The sequence below is a fragment of the Faecalicatena faecalis genome, from assembly GCF_012524165.2.
In the GTDB taxonomy this organism is placed as follows: domain Bacteria; phylum Bacillota; class Clostridia; order Lachnospirales; family Lachnospiraceae; genus Faecalicatena_A; species Faecalicatena_A faecalis.
On sequence record NZ_JABACJ020000003.1, the window covers coordinates 268,577 to 285,819 of the forward strand.

Genomic DNA, 17,243 nt, shown 5'->3' on the forward strand with positions numbered 1-17,243 from the left:
GCCAAATATTCAGAAATGATTTCCAGCCTGAAAGCCAAGGATGGATTTGGCAATATTTCTCTTGTTTTTAGAGGGTACTTCATAAGATAAAAGAGGTGAGGAAATCAATGGATATTTTAAAAACAATTGAATCATACGCCTGGTCTGCACCAGACCAGGCTGCTATTATATCAGACGGCGATGTCCTGACTTACCGGAATCTGGACACCTATTCTACAGCTCTTGCACACTGGATTGCATCCAATTGTGAGAATCATAAGGTCCCCATTATTGTATACGGACATAAAGAAGCTCTCATGCTGGTCTGCTTTCTTGCCTGCGTAAAGGCTGGACATGCGTACTGTCCTATTGATATCAGTGTGCCGGCACAGAGAGTCCAGAAGATTGCGGAAACGGTCAATCCGCCCCTGATACTATGCCCTGGTACCAATCCAGGCAGCACACCTGAAGAGATTTTTCAGACTGTTTCTCCAGTCATTTTAAACCAAGATAAAATACAGTCCATTATAACAGGCAAATCCGATGTCAATACGGCTTCCAGCAGCATGGAAGCATTCTATGATCACAAAGACAAAGAATTATTTCCTGTAACAGGAAATGATACCTTTTATATTATCTTTACATCAGGAAGTACAGGCACTCCAAAAGGAGTACAGATTTCAGCGGAATGCCTCTCGAATTTCCTTGACTGGTCCGCTGGACTCGGATACCCGTCACAGGAAAAAACAGGAGCCGTTTTCCTAAATCAGGCCCCCTTCTCCTTTGACCTTTCCGTCATGGACCTATATACCTGTCTGGCCTGCGGTGGAACGCTCTGGACACTGAATAAAGAGACACAGTCCGATTATAAGTGGCTCCTTGATTCGCTTCGAAAATCACATGCACAAATTTGGGTGTCAACTCCATCTTTTGCCGATATGTGCTTGGCCGACCCCTATTTTTGTGGGGAACTGATGCCCGACTTAAGACTTTTTCTCTTCTGTGGAGAGACGCTCACGAACCACACAGCAAGACAGCTTCTGGAACGTTTCCCGAAAGGCAAGATCATCAATACATATGGTCCCACAGAATCCACCGTAGCATTGACCGAAGTAACAATTACCAAGGAGCTTTTGGATAACGAGCCCGTCCTTCCTGTCGGAAGAGTCAAGCTGGGTTCCCTCATCGAAATCTGGGATGAGCAGGGACACCCTGTCCCAGAAGGAACGAACGGTGAGATTGTTCTTCTCGGGAACACCATAAGTACGGGTTACTATCAGCTTCCTGAGCAGACCCAAAAGTCCTTCTTCCAATGCGAACGTGATGGACAGACCATCCGCGGTTACTTGACCGGAGACTGTGGATATCTCAAAGGTGGAATGCTCTATTATCAGGGACGCATTGACCTTCAGATCAAGCTTCACGGATACCGCATCGAGCTGGAGGATATTGAACAAAATATCCAAAAGCTTGCGGATGTCAAAAACGTAGTGGTCACTCCCAATATCCAGGAGGGAAAAGTAAAAAGCCTGACTGCCCATCTGGTCTATGAAGGCCTGATAGAGAACCGTCTTAAGACTGCAAAAAAGCTAAAAGAAGAAATGAAACAATTTCTTCCGGATTATATGATTCCTAAGAAAATACATTTCCTGGAACAGATACCCATGACAGTCAATGGGAAGGCTGACCGGAAAAGGCTGGGAGGGGAAACGACGTGACTTTTTTCGGTGATTTCACCTTTTTCGGCTGGCTTCTCCTCGGACTTATACCAGCCGTAATACTTGGAATATTAGAAAAACCACTGCGGTATTATACCCTGTTTTTATCCGCTGCACTTGTGACTGCCGTTTTAAAGGACACCCCTATACAGCTATTCTACTTGTCACTCTTTGTGCTTGCAGAGATTGCAGTGGTCAAGCTTTACCTGCATCTCCGTACAGCTTATGGGCGTAAATCCTGGATTTATCATCTATTTGTGCTTCTTACGATTCTACCTCTTGTTGGAAATAAAATAAGCGGCTTGTTTCAATTAAGCTGGTTCGGATTTTTAGGAATCTCTTACCTGACCTTCCGTATCGTCCAGATGATCATTGAAATCTATGACGGGGTCATCCACGAGGTCTCTTTTGTAGAAACGCTGAGCTTTCTGCTCTTTTTCCCATCCGTCAGCTCCGGTCCGATTGACCGGAGCAGACGTTACCATGATGATTATATCAAGGTATGGAGCCGAAGTGAATATTTGAACCTTGTCGGAGATGGACTGATGAAGATCCTGCTTGGAATGGTCTACAAGTTTATCCTGGCAGGCGCCTTCGGTAAATGGATGGATTCCGCAGCCTATGGAACCGCATGGTACGCCAATATCGGTTATGCCTATTGCTATGGGCTGAATATGTTCTTCGACTTTGCAGGATACTCCCTGATGGCAGTGGGAACAGGATATATGCTGGGCGTATGTGTCCCGGACAACTTCCGCTATCCGTTCATCAGTAAAGATATCAAGGATTTTTGGGATAGGTGGCACATTACGCTTTCCCATTGGTTCCGGGATTTTATCTTTTCAAGATTTATGATGACATCCATCAAAAAGAAATGGTTCAAGACAAGGCTTACCGGCGCTGCCGTGGGATTTCTTGTCAATATGCTGGTCATGGGGTGTTGGCATGGGCTCACACTATCCTACATATTATATGGACTCTACCATGGCACCTTGTTGGCAGGGACCGAAATCTATCAAAAGAAAAGTAAATTTTACAAGAAACATAAAAAAAAGCTTTGGTATCAGATTATTTCCTGGTTCATTACGATGCAGGCCGTCATGTTCGGCTTCTACATCTTTTCGGGGAGATTTCTACTGATGCTTCAATAAATTAAATAAAGGAGATTATGATTATGGAAGAAAAAGTACTGGACATTTTAGAAAGAATTTGTGAGGATGATGTTGTAAGGGAAGACCTTGATATGGACTTATTTGAAGAGGACCTTTTGGATTCCCTGGGATTTGCTGAACTGTTAGTGGACATCGAAGAAGAATTCGGTATCATCATCCCACCGTCAGAGGTAGAGCGCTCTGACATGAATACCGCCAATAAGATTATTGCAGCAATTCGAATAAGGAGCTGATTCTATGAAGAAGATAACGGCCTTTCTGACAGCGCTGGTACTGGCAGCGGGGACGATCCTAGGTCTGCATATCCACGCATCAGGAAGCCTGAATTTCCACAATCCAAAGTTCGGCTATTGGACCGCTAAACAGAAATTCGAGTCCCCTGAGGTCATGAAGCAAAATCTCGATCAGAATACACTTGTTGTTATGGGATCCTCGGAACTTAAACATGGTAAAAAAACACCCTATCATCCACAAAATGTATTCAAGAACAACCAGCTTAATATGATGTTGATCGGTACCGGGCATTATCAGTGCCTCTCACATGCTATCACATTAGCCGCACTGGAGCCGCAAATGCAGAAAAGAAAGGTCGTACTGCTTGTATCCCCGCAATGGTTCCGCAAAACAGGGATTGAGCCGGCCGCCTTTGCTTCCCGTTTTTCAGAGAGCTCTTACATCGACATGCTGCAGAACTCTAAGCTTTCTAAAGAAACAAAGGAATACATCACCCGACGTGCAGAAAGCCTCTTAGACGCCGACAGGCCAACACAGAAGCGTATCATCTCATATGACAATCTTCTTGTAAAAAAGTCCGGTAATCCGCTGGAGAAGCTCCGTTTTCTCCTCTACAAGGGGTTTCTGGAAGAAAAGCAAAAGCAGAGTATTCTCATGCTCGCTGAGGCAAACGGCATTGCCAAGCCCTCCACAAAAGCATACCATACAGGAGCGCCTGACTGGAACACCCTGGAAGCACAGGCATTAAAAGATGGACAAAAGGCTGCCTCCAATAATGAATTCCAGATTTCGGATAAATATTACGAGTGGAAGGTAAAGCCCCAGCTTGAGAGCAGAAAAGGAAGCAGTAGAAATTCCAGCTATGCTTCCTCCCCAGAATATGAGGACCTGAAGTGTTTCCTCAATGTCTGTAAAGATCTGAACATAGAACCAATGCTGGTCCTGCTCCCTGTCAATGGAAGATGGTATGATTATACCGAATTCCCCAAAAATGATTTAGAGCAGTTCTATAAAAATGTGCGGGATATCGCACATTCCTATAAAGGCACACAGGTCGTGGATTACTCGGAAGAGTATTACACCGATCATTTCATGGAAGACACAATCCATATTGGATGGAAAGGCTGGGTGAAAGTAGATGAAGTACTTTACCAATTTGGCGTCTAAAATAAAACAACATCCAAAACTGCAATTTGCACTGTATGTAGCCGTATTCTATGTCCTGCTGATGGCAATGTATCTATATGTGATACATGCCAACCTGTCCACTGCGCCTACATTTGTGTATAGTCAGTTTTAAACGGAAGATATAAACTGCGTAATGCAAATATCCCCGTAGAAGGCACGGTCATGTAATCCGTGTTTTCTATGGGGATATTGTTCTTTTATCAGGAATCACCTGCTGACCAGATTCTAATTCTCTAATATGCCTCAATATTCTTAATAAAACACTCCCGCCCGGTCAGCATCTCTAAAAGCTGCTTTTCCTTACAGTACGGGCATCCTTCCGCCTCCTTGAACTCCTCTAGGCTAAAGGATTCCCCGCACACATGACACAGATACCGGGCCGGAAGAATCTCGATTTTCAATTCGGTCCCCTCAAACAAGGGACTTCTCTCCACTGCTGCCGGAAAGCACTTCTGCAGATAATCGGGAATGACTGAACTGATCTCCCCGATCTGCATGGTGATTGCCTTAATCTCCGTCAAGTCATTCTCCTTTGCAATCTCCAGCACTTTATCTGCGATACTGAGTACAATCCCCAATTCATGCATCCGCTTTTCCTCCATTCCCATATCCTGCTGCCATTCATCTCTTCCTTCTACTCTGCTCTCCAGCGCAGAAGGGCTCTTTATATCTACTTCTTCCTTCCCGCCAGTTCCTTTGCCTGACGTGCGACGATCTTCGCCCCTCTCTTCATCAGCGTCGGGGCCATATGTCCCACGATCAGCTGCTCATAAGGTACCTCATGACCGTCATACCGCCGTTCCAGATGGATGGCATCGAACTTGCACTTGGTCGTACAGATTCCACAGCCCACGCACACATTCTGATCCACCACAGTAGCCCCGCAGCCCAGGCAGCGCTCTGTCTCTTTCTTTACCTGCTCCTCAGTAAAGGTTCCGCGCAGGTCACGCATCGTATGTTTTGCTTCCTCCGGGTCCGGCTTTGCAGGTCTCTGTCTCGGAGTCTGGTCAAAGCTGTCCCAGTCCACATTTTCCTTATCCAGTTCATGATATGCTCCTGCCGGACGCCCGATCAGCAGGCTCTGTCCCGGCTGTACAAAGCGGTGGATAGATTCTGCCGCTTCTTTTCCCGCTGCAATCGCATCGATGGCAAACTTCGGTCCCGTATAGGCGTCTCCGCCCACGAAAATATCCGGCTCGCCTGTCTGGTACGTCCTTGCATCAGCCATAGCAGTCTGATTGCGGTTCAGCCGCACGCGGGTTCCGTCCAGCATGGTTCCCCACTGGATGGACTGTCCGATGGAGACAAGCACATTCTCACATTCCACCGTGATTGTATCATTTTCATCATACTGTGGATGGAAACGATGGTTCTCATCAAATACGGAAGTACAGCGTTTGAATTCGATTCCTGTCACCTTTCCGTTCTCGGTCAGGATCTGCTTTGGTCCCCAGCCGCAGTTCAGAGAGATTCCTTCTTCCTTTGCTTCTTCCTGCTCTTCTGCCTGTGCCGGCATCTCCTTTGCACTCTCCAGACAGTACAGCCCGACCTCACTGCTTCCTGCACGGACTGCGGTCCTTGCCACATCAATGGCCACATTTCCGCCGCCCACAACAACAGTCCTGCCTTCCAGCTTTGTGTTCTCATCGAGATTTACATTGCGCAGGAATTCCACACCGGAAACCACGCCCTGCGCATTCTCGCCGTCCACACCAAGCCGTCTGCCGCCCTGTGCGCCCACAGCCAGGTAAAATGCCTCAAATCCCTGCTGCCTCAGTTCCCGGATCGTAACATCCTTTCCGACCTCGACACCAGTCTGAAACTCCACGCCCATCTCACGTAAGACTTCAATCTCCGCATCCACAACGTCCTTTTCCAGACGGAAGGCAGGGATTCCCAGAGTCAGCATCCCGCCGAGACGGTCGTTTTTCTCAAATACAGTTACATCATATCCGCGCAGCTGCAGATAATAAGCACAACTCAATCCGCCAGGTCCGCCGCCCACAACTGCGATTTTCTTTCCGTACTTTTTCCCCTGTGGATTCTGCATCTTCGGTACAAAACGAGTCTCCGCCTTTAATTCCTGCTCTGCGATGAACTTCTTGATCTCATCGATTGCTACCGGCTCATCCACATCTGCACGGGAACATGCATCCTCGCACCGCCTGTTGCAGATATGCCCGCAGACTGCCGGGAACGGATTGTTCTTCTTGATCAGCTCCAATGCATCCAGATACTGCCCCTTTGCCGCCAGCTTGATATATCCCTGCACTGCAATATGTGCCGGACAGTTCGTCTTGCACGGCGCGGTTCCATTTTCATCGATCTCATCTCTGTTATAACGGAATTCCGGATTCCATCTCTTCTTATCCAGCATCCACACATGGTCGTGAGGAGTTTCCACTTCTTTCTCCGGGATTGGTGTCTTTGTACACAGCTTTCTTCCCAGATGGAGTGCGTTGACCTGACAGTTTTCCACACACTGTCCGCATGCCACACACTTTTCCACATCCACCTTGGAAACATAGTTGGAACGGTTGAAATCCGGTGACATATAGTACTTCCCGACACGTAAGGAGAAGCAGGAACAGGTACAGCAGTTACAGATGGCTACCGTCTTGCCCTCGCCGTCCAGGTTCTGGATCTCATGCACCAGTCCATTTTCTTCGGCACGTTTCAGGATTTCATAGGCTTCCTCTTTTGTAATCTCACGTCCCACTCCGGTCCTGATAAAATAATCCGCACCCTCATCTAACTGAATGCACATGTCAGTCTCCAGATGTCCGCAGCCCTCGCCCATCAGACGGCGGGAACGGCGGCAGGTACAGTCAGACACGCACAGGCGCCATGCTTTTTCAATATAAGAGGACACTTCCTCGTAGCTTGCCGCATGGCTCTCTCCATTGATAGCTTCTTCCACCGGAATGACACGCATCAGACCTTTCCCGACCGGGACATTTGGTCCCAGCAGCTTGGTCCGTCTGCGGGTATATTCCTCAAAACATTCTGCAAGCACCGGATATTTCTCGGCCTGCTCCCGGTTGGCTACCATCATCTCCATGATGCCGGGCACCCAGATCGGCAGCATATAATAATCCGTGCCATTCTCATTATGTACCCGGATGACACCCGCCACAGCCAGGTCCCACAGAATCCGTTTCGTCTCCTCCAGCGGCTTCTTACAGCGTGCGGCGATCTCCTCTACCGTCATATTCTTACGGACTCTTGTGGCAAGCGCCACCTCCGCCATCTCATCAGTCACGACCGGCTCCAGAATCCTGTATTCCGGGTCATTGACCGTAATTCCCGTATAAGACTTGGCCTCGACACTGATCTTCGTAGCCAGCTTCATAATCAGCGGTCTCATATATCCACTCCTTCCCTCTGCCCTGCTGTTCACCCTCTACAGCCGGCGGTCCCTCTTTCTTCTATCGTATACTTTATCCATGATCTTCTGCAGCTGTGCTGCCATCTTCATATCCAGGTTGAAATAATAAACGACCACACTCAGCCCGAACAGCACTGCAAAAACGACAACTACCGTTTTTAAAATCTTACAGACACGTTTCTTCATCGTCATCTTCCTTTCCCTTTCGCCAGACCTTTCTGTCTTGCATACTCTGCCGCCCCAAGGGCTCCCATCAGCTGCGGGTCAGTCTTTAGATCCACAACCTTTAGTTTCAGTACCTGCTCGATGGCCTTTTTCAGCCCGTCATTCTTCGCACATCCTCCGGTCAGCGTCACACTGTCTGTTGCCCCGGCCTTCTTTGCCATGATGAAGCATCTCTTCGCCACGGAGCGCTGGATTCCTGCCGCGATCTCGTCCGTCGGCTTGCCTTCTCCTACCAGGGTAATGACCTCACTCTCCGCAAATACCGTGCACTGCGCGGTAATCGGAATGACGTTCTTTGCTGTCAGGGACAGCTTGGAGAACTCCGGCAGGGACATCTCGAATGCATTTGCCATGGTCTCATAGAAACGTCCGGTTCCTGCCGCACATTTATCATTCATGGCAAAATTCTTCACCGTACCATCCGTATCGATTGCGATTCCTTTGATATCCTGTCCGCCGATATCGATGATGGACCTTACCTTCGGGTCTGTCACATGCACGCCCATGGCATGACAGCTGATCTCGCTGATATTTTCCTGGGCAAAAGGTACTTTATTCCTTCCATATCCGGTTCCGATCAGATAAGCCAGATCTTCCGGGGAGTTCAGGTCAGGGACCTGTGCCAGCGTCTCTTCCATGGCCGCCCTGGCGCTCTTCTCCGAATTCATCTTACTTTTCATGGTAGTGTGGGCGACCATCTTTCCGTCCTCATCCAATATGACACATTTTGTGTAGGTAGACCCCACATCACATCCGCCAAAATATTTCTTCATCCTCAGTCAGCTCCTCTCCTACCAGTTATTATCATCCTGGAATTCCTCCAGAGATGGATCAAGCGGCTCTTCCCGAAGCACCGTCCTCATATAACGGTTCACTTCATCTCGCATATCCTTGCGCCCTGCTTTTCTTGGGTCCATCAGGCCATGTGTCACCCAGATCAGATGGATGCCCCTCTCTCTTGCCTGCTCCTCAAAGATCCCGTGATATCCGGCCACCGCCTTGCATCCGATATGCTCATACATGATGACCATATCCGCATGAAATTCCTCACAGAACCTCCACAGGTCATCCACGCCCACTTCATAACCGCCATTGGAACGGTTTCTCATATTCATCTTCATATACAGATCTGCCATGTCATACAGCGCCTGCTGCTTATCCGTAGTGCTGTAAAGCTCCGTGGACGTCAGGCTCAGCATGTCGATCAGAGGCAGGATGCCCCAGCAGTTCTGCAGCCAGATCGGGAATGCCGTGTAATACTGTGCCTGCACGCCCCAGAGGACTGCCCGGTGGCGCACCTCTGATACGCAGGAAACCTTCTTCTCATATCCCTTGTAAGCCAGATCCGTAATCTTCTGGTCATTTTCCAGGAAACGCGGGTCTCTTCCGCCACCCACCTGATAATAAGCATCCCGGTACAGTGCCACGTTATTACCGATGACCTGCGGATGGTTGGTTCTGGAAATATCCAGCCACTCCCGAAACAGCTTCGTCTCCTCGTTAAATGTCTCCATACATTTGAAGTAGTGGTCCCAGTCGAACTTCTCCCCGGTCTGGTCCTCGATGAACTTGATACAGTTCGCAATCTCCTCCGCTCCATATTCCTGCACACTCTGCTGCATATGGCGGATTGGGACTGCAAGCTGGAAGGTCGGGATATCGAATCTTCTTGCCTCCACTCCATTTCCCATCAGACTTCCGTCGCAGGTCGTGTTGCAGTTCACCGCACAGACACCGACCAGCGGATAATCGTCATCGATCGCACAGCCCAATTCTGCGGCCGGCATCGGACATACGTCAGATGGAAGCCCGAATTCCTCAGCCACATCGATATAGTGAAGAACACCCTCCTGTGCAACCGTAGAAGGGGTATACACGATTGGAATCTCCCGGCAGACCATATGCAGGTTCGGGAAACCATTCATGATCTGGGACATCATATTTTCATCAAACACAACGATCTTCTTATTGAATTCCTCATCATTGCCGCATTTCGGGTCCGCACGGAACAGATTGCCGATCGTGTCACACACATGCTCCACGATAAAGTCGAATTCCTGGTGCGCGATCCTCAGCTGCGGTCCCCGTAAGCCCTCTGTGTGGCGGTCTACAAAATCCGGCACTGCCAGATAATTTCCCATCCAGCGGTAACGGAAAAATCCTTTCAGATTGGCAGGCTTTGCCATGAACTTTGCCATCACCGACCAGTTGTGAAGCCAGCGGGTATAGTCATACCATGTATCGGAAACACCACGCCACTCACGGCGTTTTTTCGTCTTTTTTCCATAGTAAAGGCTGCCCAGTTTTTCACTGTTAATTTTCTTGCCCATCTATCTTCCCCCCTGTATCTTCTTGATTTCCACACTCTCCACAAAGGCCTGGACTCTGGTCCGAAGCTGCCCTGAGCTGCCGACCACATAAGGCCTGTCAATGGAAAGCACCGGATAGCCGTATTCTTCATGCATGATGTAGCTTGCCGCCATTCTCTCGTATCCCCAGTAATCGCAGAACTTCATCTGCTCGTAAATGATTCCGTCCGCATGGTATTCTTTTGCAAGCTGGTCTACATACTCCTTACGCTCATTGATTTTCTCCGTGTTCATGAATCTCGGACACTGCCCTGTCACCAGATAATGACGGCAGATCTGGGTCAGCATATCCTCGCCCTCATGGAGCTCGATCTCGTCACGTCCCGGGAAGGACCCAAAGCAGTGTCTGTCTGCCACGACCATGGCCCCGTTGTCCTCGATCAGCTTCACGAAATCCAGATCATCGATCTCAGAACCCGCCAGGACGACTCTGATCCTGTATGGCTTCTCCTCATCCGGCTCCCGGTTCTTCACTTCTTCCAGCGTCTCCTCCAGAATCGGGATCAATTCGTCCTTTGGACAGCAATACGTTGCAAGACAGAATACATAAAATTCGTACCCTGTGATCCTCGGACATTCTTCTTTTCGGAACTCTCCCAGTTCCCGGATCAGGCGGCACATCCTGTTATGCTGCTTTACCGCTTCCAGAAGAGCTGCGTCAGAAATGTCGATTCCATAGACATCATGAAGCGGCTCCAATACCCGCAGGCGCATCTGCTTGACATAGTGCTTCAATGCCGTCTCATCAGACTTCATCGGCACATCCGAATATGTAATGAAAAACTTCTCCTTCTCGCATGTCTTTAAAAGCTCCATGTTCTCCACACAGCGGTTCATCGCCGCGCAGGCATCCGGCGCAAGGATACAGTCCAGGAAATTATAGCCTCCCTCCACCGCACGCTCCACCAGGGCACGGCAGTACTCGCACAGCAGGCTGGTCATATAATATGTCCCGATCTCAATGGACCCGGTGCGCGGTGCACGCAGACGCACGGAAAAACAGCCTGGCAGGTTCAAGAGCACTTCCGGGATCATGCTGCACACATCTCCCACCGCAATCTTCCCTTCCCCGCATGCTTTCTTCACAAGGTCGTTGTTGCTCTCCTCCAGCTGTTGCTCCAGTTCATACAGATGTTTCAAATCTTTCATAAATTCAATCGCCTCCTTTTCTTTTTTATTTTAAAGTTCCAGGGCCTCAAGAATCTGTCCTGCCCCTTTCATCAGCTCTGAATCCGCAGGCAGTTCAAATACGCTCTTTCCCTGGATATCATTGACGATCTGCGCCTCATCATTCCCGATCTGGATAAACGGTGCCTCCGGGAACGGGCTTTCCATCGGAATCACTGTCTGTGTGATCCTATTCACTGCCACGCCCAGCTTATCGTACATCACCAGCCGGTCCGCTACCTCTTTGATCGTCTCGATCACCTGCATTCCCTTCCTGCTCTGGTCCGTCACTAGCAGAAGATGGGTTACCTGCTCCATGACACGCCGGTTCACCTGCTCGATTCCCGCCTCCCCGTCAATTACCACATAATCAAACTGCCCGGCCAGCATGGAAATGACATCACGCAGATAAGAATTGATTGCACAATAACATCCCGAAGACTCCGGCCGCCCGATTGCAACAAATGCAAATCCGTCCTTTTCATCCATCATGTCCAGCAGACGAAATCTGGCCTCTGATAAAATATCCTGTGTCTCTTTCAGCTTTTCCGATACCCCTTCCGTGATCTCAAGACGGATATCATCCAGCGTCTCCTTCACTTCTACATCCAGTGCCGTTGCCAGCCCCACAGCCGGGTCCGCATCGATGGCCAGGATCTTTGCCTCCTTATACTTCTCCGTCAGGCTCCGAACCAGCGCTGCCGCAAGAGATGTCTTACCTACGCCGCCCTTCCCGGTGACGGCAATTACCTTCGCATTTCCCTCCATATTACTCTCCTTTCCCTGTTGTCCACACTTCTCCTTTTACCTGTTCCTGCTTTACATTTACTGATTCCTGCTTTTCTTTTACCTGTTCCTGTTCCCCTGGTGCAGTGCGCGCATCCCTTCCACTTCGTTACAGATCACCTGCAAGTCACAGCTTCCGCAGTTCATGGGCATCCCCTTTAAAATATGATTCAGCGCCTCCGTCACCGTATCCGCCTTCACAGCTTCTTCCACAAATAGCTGCAGCTTTTCCTTTCCCACAAGAAAAATCACCTGCACCTTTCTGACCTTTGGGTTCTCCAGATATTTCCGGATATAGCTATCGCCCAGCCGTTCAAAACTGATCCCTGCTTTTATGGCATCCCTGCTGACTCTCGCCTGCTCCCGGCTGTTCTTTGCAGAGGTCCTGACCATATATCCCTTTGGGAAAATATGATACCTGACATACTCCAGTTCCCGGATAAACCGATAAGCCGCATCGTCCCCCGCCGCCTCATCCAGTGCATCCTCCTTCACATTTAAGAACACGATTCTTGCAAACGAAGTGTCTTCCCTAAGCTCTCTCAGTTCCGGTCCATATAGGAAGATTCCGTTTTCCTTCACCAGTTCCTGATTCGAAGTCACACAGGTATAATTCACCGATTCACAGCTTCCACCGCCCAGCTCGAACGCTGCATCGCGCAGCATGATCATCTCTCCGGACGTCGTCTCACCCCAACATTTTCTCTCATCATATAGATAATTACGGGGAGTATCTGCCGATAAATATTCCCTTGTCTTCTGAATCATTCCGTCATATAATTCCATTCCAGCCCCCTTATAATCTTAAGCATATTTACCGAATTTACCTTCTAATTTTATGCTAACACGTGATAATTGCACAAAAAAGGAACGAATCTGCAAATTCGTCCCTTTTTGGGACTTTCTCATAGATTCGTTCCATATTTTTTCACTCTAATCTGTCCTTATTTCAACTTTACAGTCTCTACATTTCCACAGAGATTTTCTCCTGTTTTTCTCCCTGACCATCCTCTTTTCTGAAGACCTTTGCCAGAATGAAACCTCCAAAAATCACACCGTTCACTATCAGCGCCGGAATCAGTGCCGCCCACTCGACACTCTGGTTATGGATGACCTCTGCACTGAAAGTCCCTGTCACGATTGGAACCAGATTATTATTCAGGAAATGCAGAATCACAGGCACCCAGATATTCTGCGTCTTCATGTAGGCGTACGCGAAGAAGATTCCCAGGGTAATGCATGTGATCTGCTGTCCCACCATCCCATAAAACCCATTGTCAGGCGTATAATAGAAGAAGTTCACCGGCATATGCCACAGTCCCCACACAACTCCCAGAAGAATCACACCCGCACGTTTTCCAAAACGCCTCTGCAGAAGCGGCTGCAGAAAATATCTCCATCCGTATTCTTCACCGAAGAATGCAATAAATACAAAGAAGAAGTTGATCAGTATGGTAAACAGCAGGATCCATGTCGTCGGATTTTTTGCGATTTCTCCCATCACCCAGAGCTGCCCGGATAAACCATAGGAAATTGCTGTGCGCAGTAAATACAGTCCCACAAACAAAAGGATACACAATACTGAGCTTTTGCCCTTCTTCCACCGCAGTCCGACAGCCGCACGCTTTTCCTTTTTTTCTGTCAGCATCAGGATTCCACACACGATACTGCCTGCAATCAGGATAAACTGGCTGCAAAGATTCCACTGCATATCGCCTGCAAATACACTGACCACTGCACACAGAACCATCAGCAGCGTGATGATCAGATACGAAAGATAGAACCTCTTCGGAATCCCGCCGTCCCCTTTTTTCGTAATCAGGTATGCAAGCATGACTCCTGCTGCCGGATACAGCATCTGGGCATTCGGAAATACACTGACATCCTCCCCCGATGCAAACCCGTACCACATCACCAGCCCCAACAGAAACGTGACTCCATATGCCACGATCACATAGATCAATAACTGCTTCTTCTCAAGCTTAGATAACATTTCAATTCCTCCACTCTACTATTTAATCAAAAACTGGATCAGCTTCATATCCTCATCAAATCCAATCGAAAACTGAATCTTCCCATCCTCATAGGCACCGACCATCACGATGCCCGCATAATCAGCTCCACTTTTCTTATCCTTACTCCCCATGACTACGGTCTTCTCGATTTCTTTGAATGCTCCCCTTTTATCCAGGAATGGGTCACACTGCTCCTGATATCCTTCTACAGATAAAATTTCCTTAAACTCTTCCGTCCCCATTTCACAGATTCCTTCATAATCTCTCTCATTAAAAAGCTCGATTGCCTTCATCGCCTCGCTTTTTACTGTCTCCTCATCGAACTTATCCGACAACTCCGTCTCCTTGTTCTGACATCCCAGCAGTCCCATGTTAAGTAAAATCACAACTGCCAGGAATCCCACTTTTATCATCATCTTAAAGCTTCCCATTTCGTCTCTCCATTCTTATTTGCAAACAATATTGTTACCGAAAAAATATCTCCATCTGCCTGTATCTCCATCTGCCCGTCATACTTTTCCACCGCCTGACGTACATTCTGCAGTCCGATTCCTTCATGTCCGGCCTTGGCGGATCTGCCTTCTTTATAAGGCACAAAAAGCGGATTGCTGATCTTCACGATGGTAAAATCCTGGATTGCCTCTCCCCGGATCTTTATCCAGAAGTCCCTATGTCCCGCCCCTGCTTCAACCGCATTGACCAGCAGATTGGCGAAGATCGTTGTAATATCGATATCGGAGATGAACTCCAGTCCGATGCCCCCCAGGTTGCAGTCCACCTGCTCCACGGGAATCGCCTTCAATTTATCATTCAAAACGATGTTGAGCATCTTATTTTCCGTATAAAACTTCATTCCCATAGAATTCAGCATATCGTGTACATCCTCGATATACTTCCGGTCCTCAATCTTATACTTCTGCTCGATCGCATGGAGATGATTCCTGATATCGTGGATGATTCGTCTGGATTCATTATAATTGCGCTCCATCTCCTCGTAATACTGAACCGTCATATCCTTCTGCTGCTGCATCAGCTCCAGCCTGTGCTTGAACTCCCGGTTCTTCTCCACATCATACCAGAAATAAAGGCAGTACAGATTCAGTACCCCCAGCAGTACCGTAAACACGATCAACCATCCCGTTCCGTATCTGACAAAAAATACCTCGCCGGAGATCACATACAGAAAGAACAGGGCAAGACTGAATATGGGCACAAGAACCATTCCGCGCATTTTCATATGTTCCATATCCGTGAACCGCTTTCGGACCACTTTCCATAAGATAAATGTTGCACCGATCTGAAAAATCCATCTCAAAATCATAAATAAGTAGAAAAAAATCTGATTATCCAGTGGGAATACACTATAAATGCCAGATGACACAAGACTCCCCAGATACTGTGCCGCTACCAGAAGGACATTATAAATGACCTGACACACCATTCCCAGGCTATTGCGGAAATAGAGAAAATATGCCATCAGCAGTGACCACAGGGTCAGTCCCACTACCGTTGCCGGGTCCCATTTGACAAACGCTGGAAGAATCCATGTTAAAGCCCCATATATAATCCAGGCAATCACTTTCTTCCACCGTTTTGCTTCCACATTACTGGGGACCACATGCATAATACTCAGTGCACAGCCGATCAAAATCACGATATCAATTATAGTTATCACATATGCAATTACTGTATCCATCACCGGTTCCCCTCCAATCTTCCTGCAAGATAGGTAAGCAGCTCCTGCTTCCATACCTTCTGCTTTTTCTGTGCCAGTGGAATCTCCATCCCATTATCCAGAAGGATTCTGCCTGTAAGCACATTTTTCACATGCAGCATATTGACCACAAAGCTCTGATGCGGCATGGAGAATCCAAAGGGCTTCATCCGCTCCGCCACACTCCCGATCTTCTCCTGCATAGTATATCTGCCGTCCGCCGCAACAATCTGCACCTTCCGGCTCAGGTATTCAAAATAATAGATCTGATCTACCGGCAGGCATAACAAGCCCTGCCCCGTCTGGAAATCCAGAACATCCCCTTTGGGCTGGTAGAAATAATCAAAGATATCCTTTAAGACCTGGCGGACCTCCTGCCTGTTCACCGGCTTTAGCAGATACTGAAATGCGTGCACCTTGAACGCCCCAGCCACATAATCACGGTAAGCAGTCAGATAGACGATCTTCACCTCTTTATCCTGCTTACGTATCCGAAGCCCTGTCTCTATCCCGTTCATCCCCTCCATATCAATATCTAAAAACACTGCATGATAAGAACTGTAATCCTTCAGCAGCTCCTCCCCTGAATAAAAACACTCCACCCAAATCGAAGAATCCCACTCCCGAATCAAAGCCGCAGTTTCCTCTGTTGTTGTCTTATCATCATCGCATACGGCGACTCTGTACATAAACTTTTCTCCCTTTCCTCACGCTGTTTTTCTTTGTTTTTTAGTTTAACATAGTTGTGGGAAATGTAAATATCGGAATCATGATTGACAAAAACAGGGTATTAAATGACAAAACGAAATGACAACCTTTATACTATGACTTGCCAATAAAATATCCCAGTAAGAATTGGTCTATTCGTTTAACCTGATTCTTACCGGGATATTTTTACGTTTCCTGAATACAACAGTGCAAGTGAATCCAGACAGTTTATTAAATTTTAAGAGTTGGATATAGGGTAAAGCGGAGAATTCCCCTCCGCTCCTCTCTGATATTCACATGTTATATTCTACAATTCAATCTCATTCAGTGTCCGCACCACCGTCACTCCGGATACTCCCGTACCTGTTCTCTACTCACAAGAATCGGCCGTATTCCTGCACCATTGTCCCTGTATAATCCATGAAAACTGCTTTTATCATATTATTTTTTCCTACCTTTGAAATTCTTCAATACTTTTTTGACTGCTCTAATATGCTCTAGTAACCACCTCTGCATTTATGAATTATAAGAGTGATATTATGACTACTACAACCACAATCCCCAGTATAATATAAGTGAA

16 protein-coding genes are annotated in these 17,243 nt (G+C 47.8%); 4 read left to right on the plus strand and 12 right to left on the minus strand.

Annotation, left to right across the window (positions count from 1 at the left end):
• The first annotated feature begins 107 nt into the window (after positions 1–107).
• From dltA to dltD, 4 genes are read left to right on the plus strand one after another with little or no spacing between them, the layout of a single operon-like run.
• Complete coding sequence (gene dltA, locus HGO97_RS05545; RefSeq protein ID WP_216240189.1) at positions 108–1,697, plus strand: D-alanine--poly(phosphoribitol) ligase subunit DltA; 1,590 nt, start codon at positions 108–110, stop codon at positions 1,695–1,697.
• Positions 1,694–2,848 (plus strand): D-alanyl-lipoteichoic acid biosynthesis protein DltB, encoded by a 1,155-nt coding sequence (gene dltB, locus HGO97_RS05550; RefSeq protein ID WP_216240190.1) that lies wholly within the window; start codon positions 1,694–1,696, stop codon positions 2,846–2,848. The genes dltA and dltB overlap by 4 nt, the downstream gene beginning before the upstream one ends.
• A gap of 23 nt (positions 2,849–2,871) precedes the next feature.
• Positions 2,872–3,102, plus strand: a complete 231-nt coding sequence (dltC, locus tag HGO97_RS05555; protein ID WP_216240191.1) for a D-alanine--poly(phosphoribitol) ligase subunit DltC — start codon at positions 2,872–2,874, stop codon at positions 3,100–3,102.
• A 4-nt stretch (positions 3,103–3,106) separates the two neighbouring features.
• Positions 3,107–4,270 (plus strand): D-alanyl-lipoteichoic acid biosynthesis protein DltD, encoded by a 1,164-nt coding sequence (gene dltD / locus HGO97_RS05560; RefSeq protein ID WP_216240192.1) that lies wholly within the window; start codon positions 3,107–3,109, stop codon positions 4,268–4,270.
• A gap of 254 nt (positions 4,271–4,524) precedes the next feature.
• On the opposite strand, the gene HGO97_RS05565 is transcribed toward dltD, so the two are convergent.
• From HGO97_RS05565 to HGO97_RS05620, 12 genes are all read right to left on the minus strand, one after another.
• The gene (locus tag HGO97_RS05565; protein ID WP_246597312.1) at positions 4,525–4,899 is read right to left on the minus strand and encodes a hydrogenase maturation nickel metallochaperone HypA; all 375 of its coding nucleotides are present in this window, start codon (positions 4,897–4,899) and stop codon (positions 4,525–4,527) included.
• 62 nt (positions 4,900–4,961) lie between these two features.
• Positions 4,962–7,658, minus strand: a complete 2,697-nt coding sequence (locus HGO97_RS05570) for an FAD-dependent oxidoreductase (RefSeq protein WP_216240193.1) — start codon at positions 7,656–7,658, stop codon at positions 4,962–4,964.
• Positions 7,659–7,694: 36 nt separating this feature from the next.
• Positions 7,695–7,865 carry a hypothetical protein gene (locus HGO97_RS05575; protein WP_216240194.1) on the minus strand — a complete coding sequence of 57 codons (171 nt, stop codon included), beginning with the start codon at positions 7,863–7,865 and terminating at the stop codon, positions 7,695–7,697.
• Positions 7,866–7,867: 2 nt separating this feature from the next.
• Entirely contained in the window at positions 7,868–8,677 is an 810-nt protein-coding gene (locus HGO97_RS05580) for an acyl-CoA dehydratase activase (RefSeq protein WP_216240195.1), read from the minus strand.
• Between the two features lie 18 nt (positions 8,678–8,695).
• Positions 8,696–10,234: a 2-hydroxyacyl-CoA dehydratase family protein gene (locus HGO97_RS05585; protein ID WP_216240196.1), complete on the minus strand. Its 1,539-nt coding sequence runs from the start codon at positions 10,232–10,234 to the stop codon at positions 8,696–8,698.
• Entirely contained in the window at positions 10,235–11,422 is a 1,188-nt protein-coding gene (locus HGO97_RS05590; protein ID WP_216240197.1) for a 2-hydroxyacyl-CoA dehydratase family protein, read from the minus strand. It abuts the gene before it with no gap.
• Between the two features lie 30 nt (positions 11,423–11,452).
• Complete coding sequence (locus HGO97_RS05595) at positions 11,453–12,208, minus strand: ATP-binding protein (RefSeq protein WP_216240199.1); 756 nt, start codon at positions 12,206–12,208, stop codon at positions 11,453–11,455.
• 78 nt (positions 12,209–12,286) lie between these two features.
• On the minus strand, positions 12,287–13,012 hold the full coding sequence (locus tag HGO97_RS05600) for a hypothetical protein (protein ID WP_216240201.1): 726 nt from the start codon (positions 13,010–13,012) through the stop codon (positions 12,287–12,289).
• Between the two features lie 178 nt (positions 13,013–13,190).
• Positions 13,191–14,219 (minus strand): CPBP family intramembrane glutamic endopeptidase, encoded by a 1,029-nt coding sequence (locus HGO97_RS05605; protein WP_216240202.1) that lies wholly within the window; start codon positions 14,217–14,219, stop codon positions 13,191–13,193.
• An 18-nt stretch (positions 14,220–14,237) separates the two neighbouring features.
• Positions 14,238–14,657: a DUF3887 domain-containing protein gene (locus HGO97_RS05610; protein WP_168866552.1), complete on the minus strand. Its 420-nt coding sequence runs from the start codon at positions 14,655–14,657 to the stop codon at positions 14,238–14,240.
• Complete coding sequence (locus tag HGO97_RS05615; protein WP_168866555.1) at positions 14,654–15,937, minus strand: sensor histidine kinase; 1,284 nt, start codon at positions 15,935–15,937, stop codon at positions 14,654–14,656. Before HGO97_RS05615 ends, HGO97_RS05610 begins: the two co-directional genes overlap by 4 nt.
• Positions 15,937–16,644: a LytR/AlgR family response regulator transcription factor gene (locus HGO97_RS05620; protein ID WP_168866553.1), complete on the minus strand. Its 708-nt coding sequence runs from the start codon at positions 16,642–16,644 to the stop codon at positions 15,937–15,939. Before HGO97_RS05620 ends, HGO97_RS05615 begins: the two co-directional genes overlap by 1 nt.
• Between the last annotated feature and the right edge of the window lie 599 nt (positions 16,645–17,243).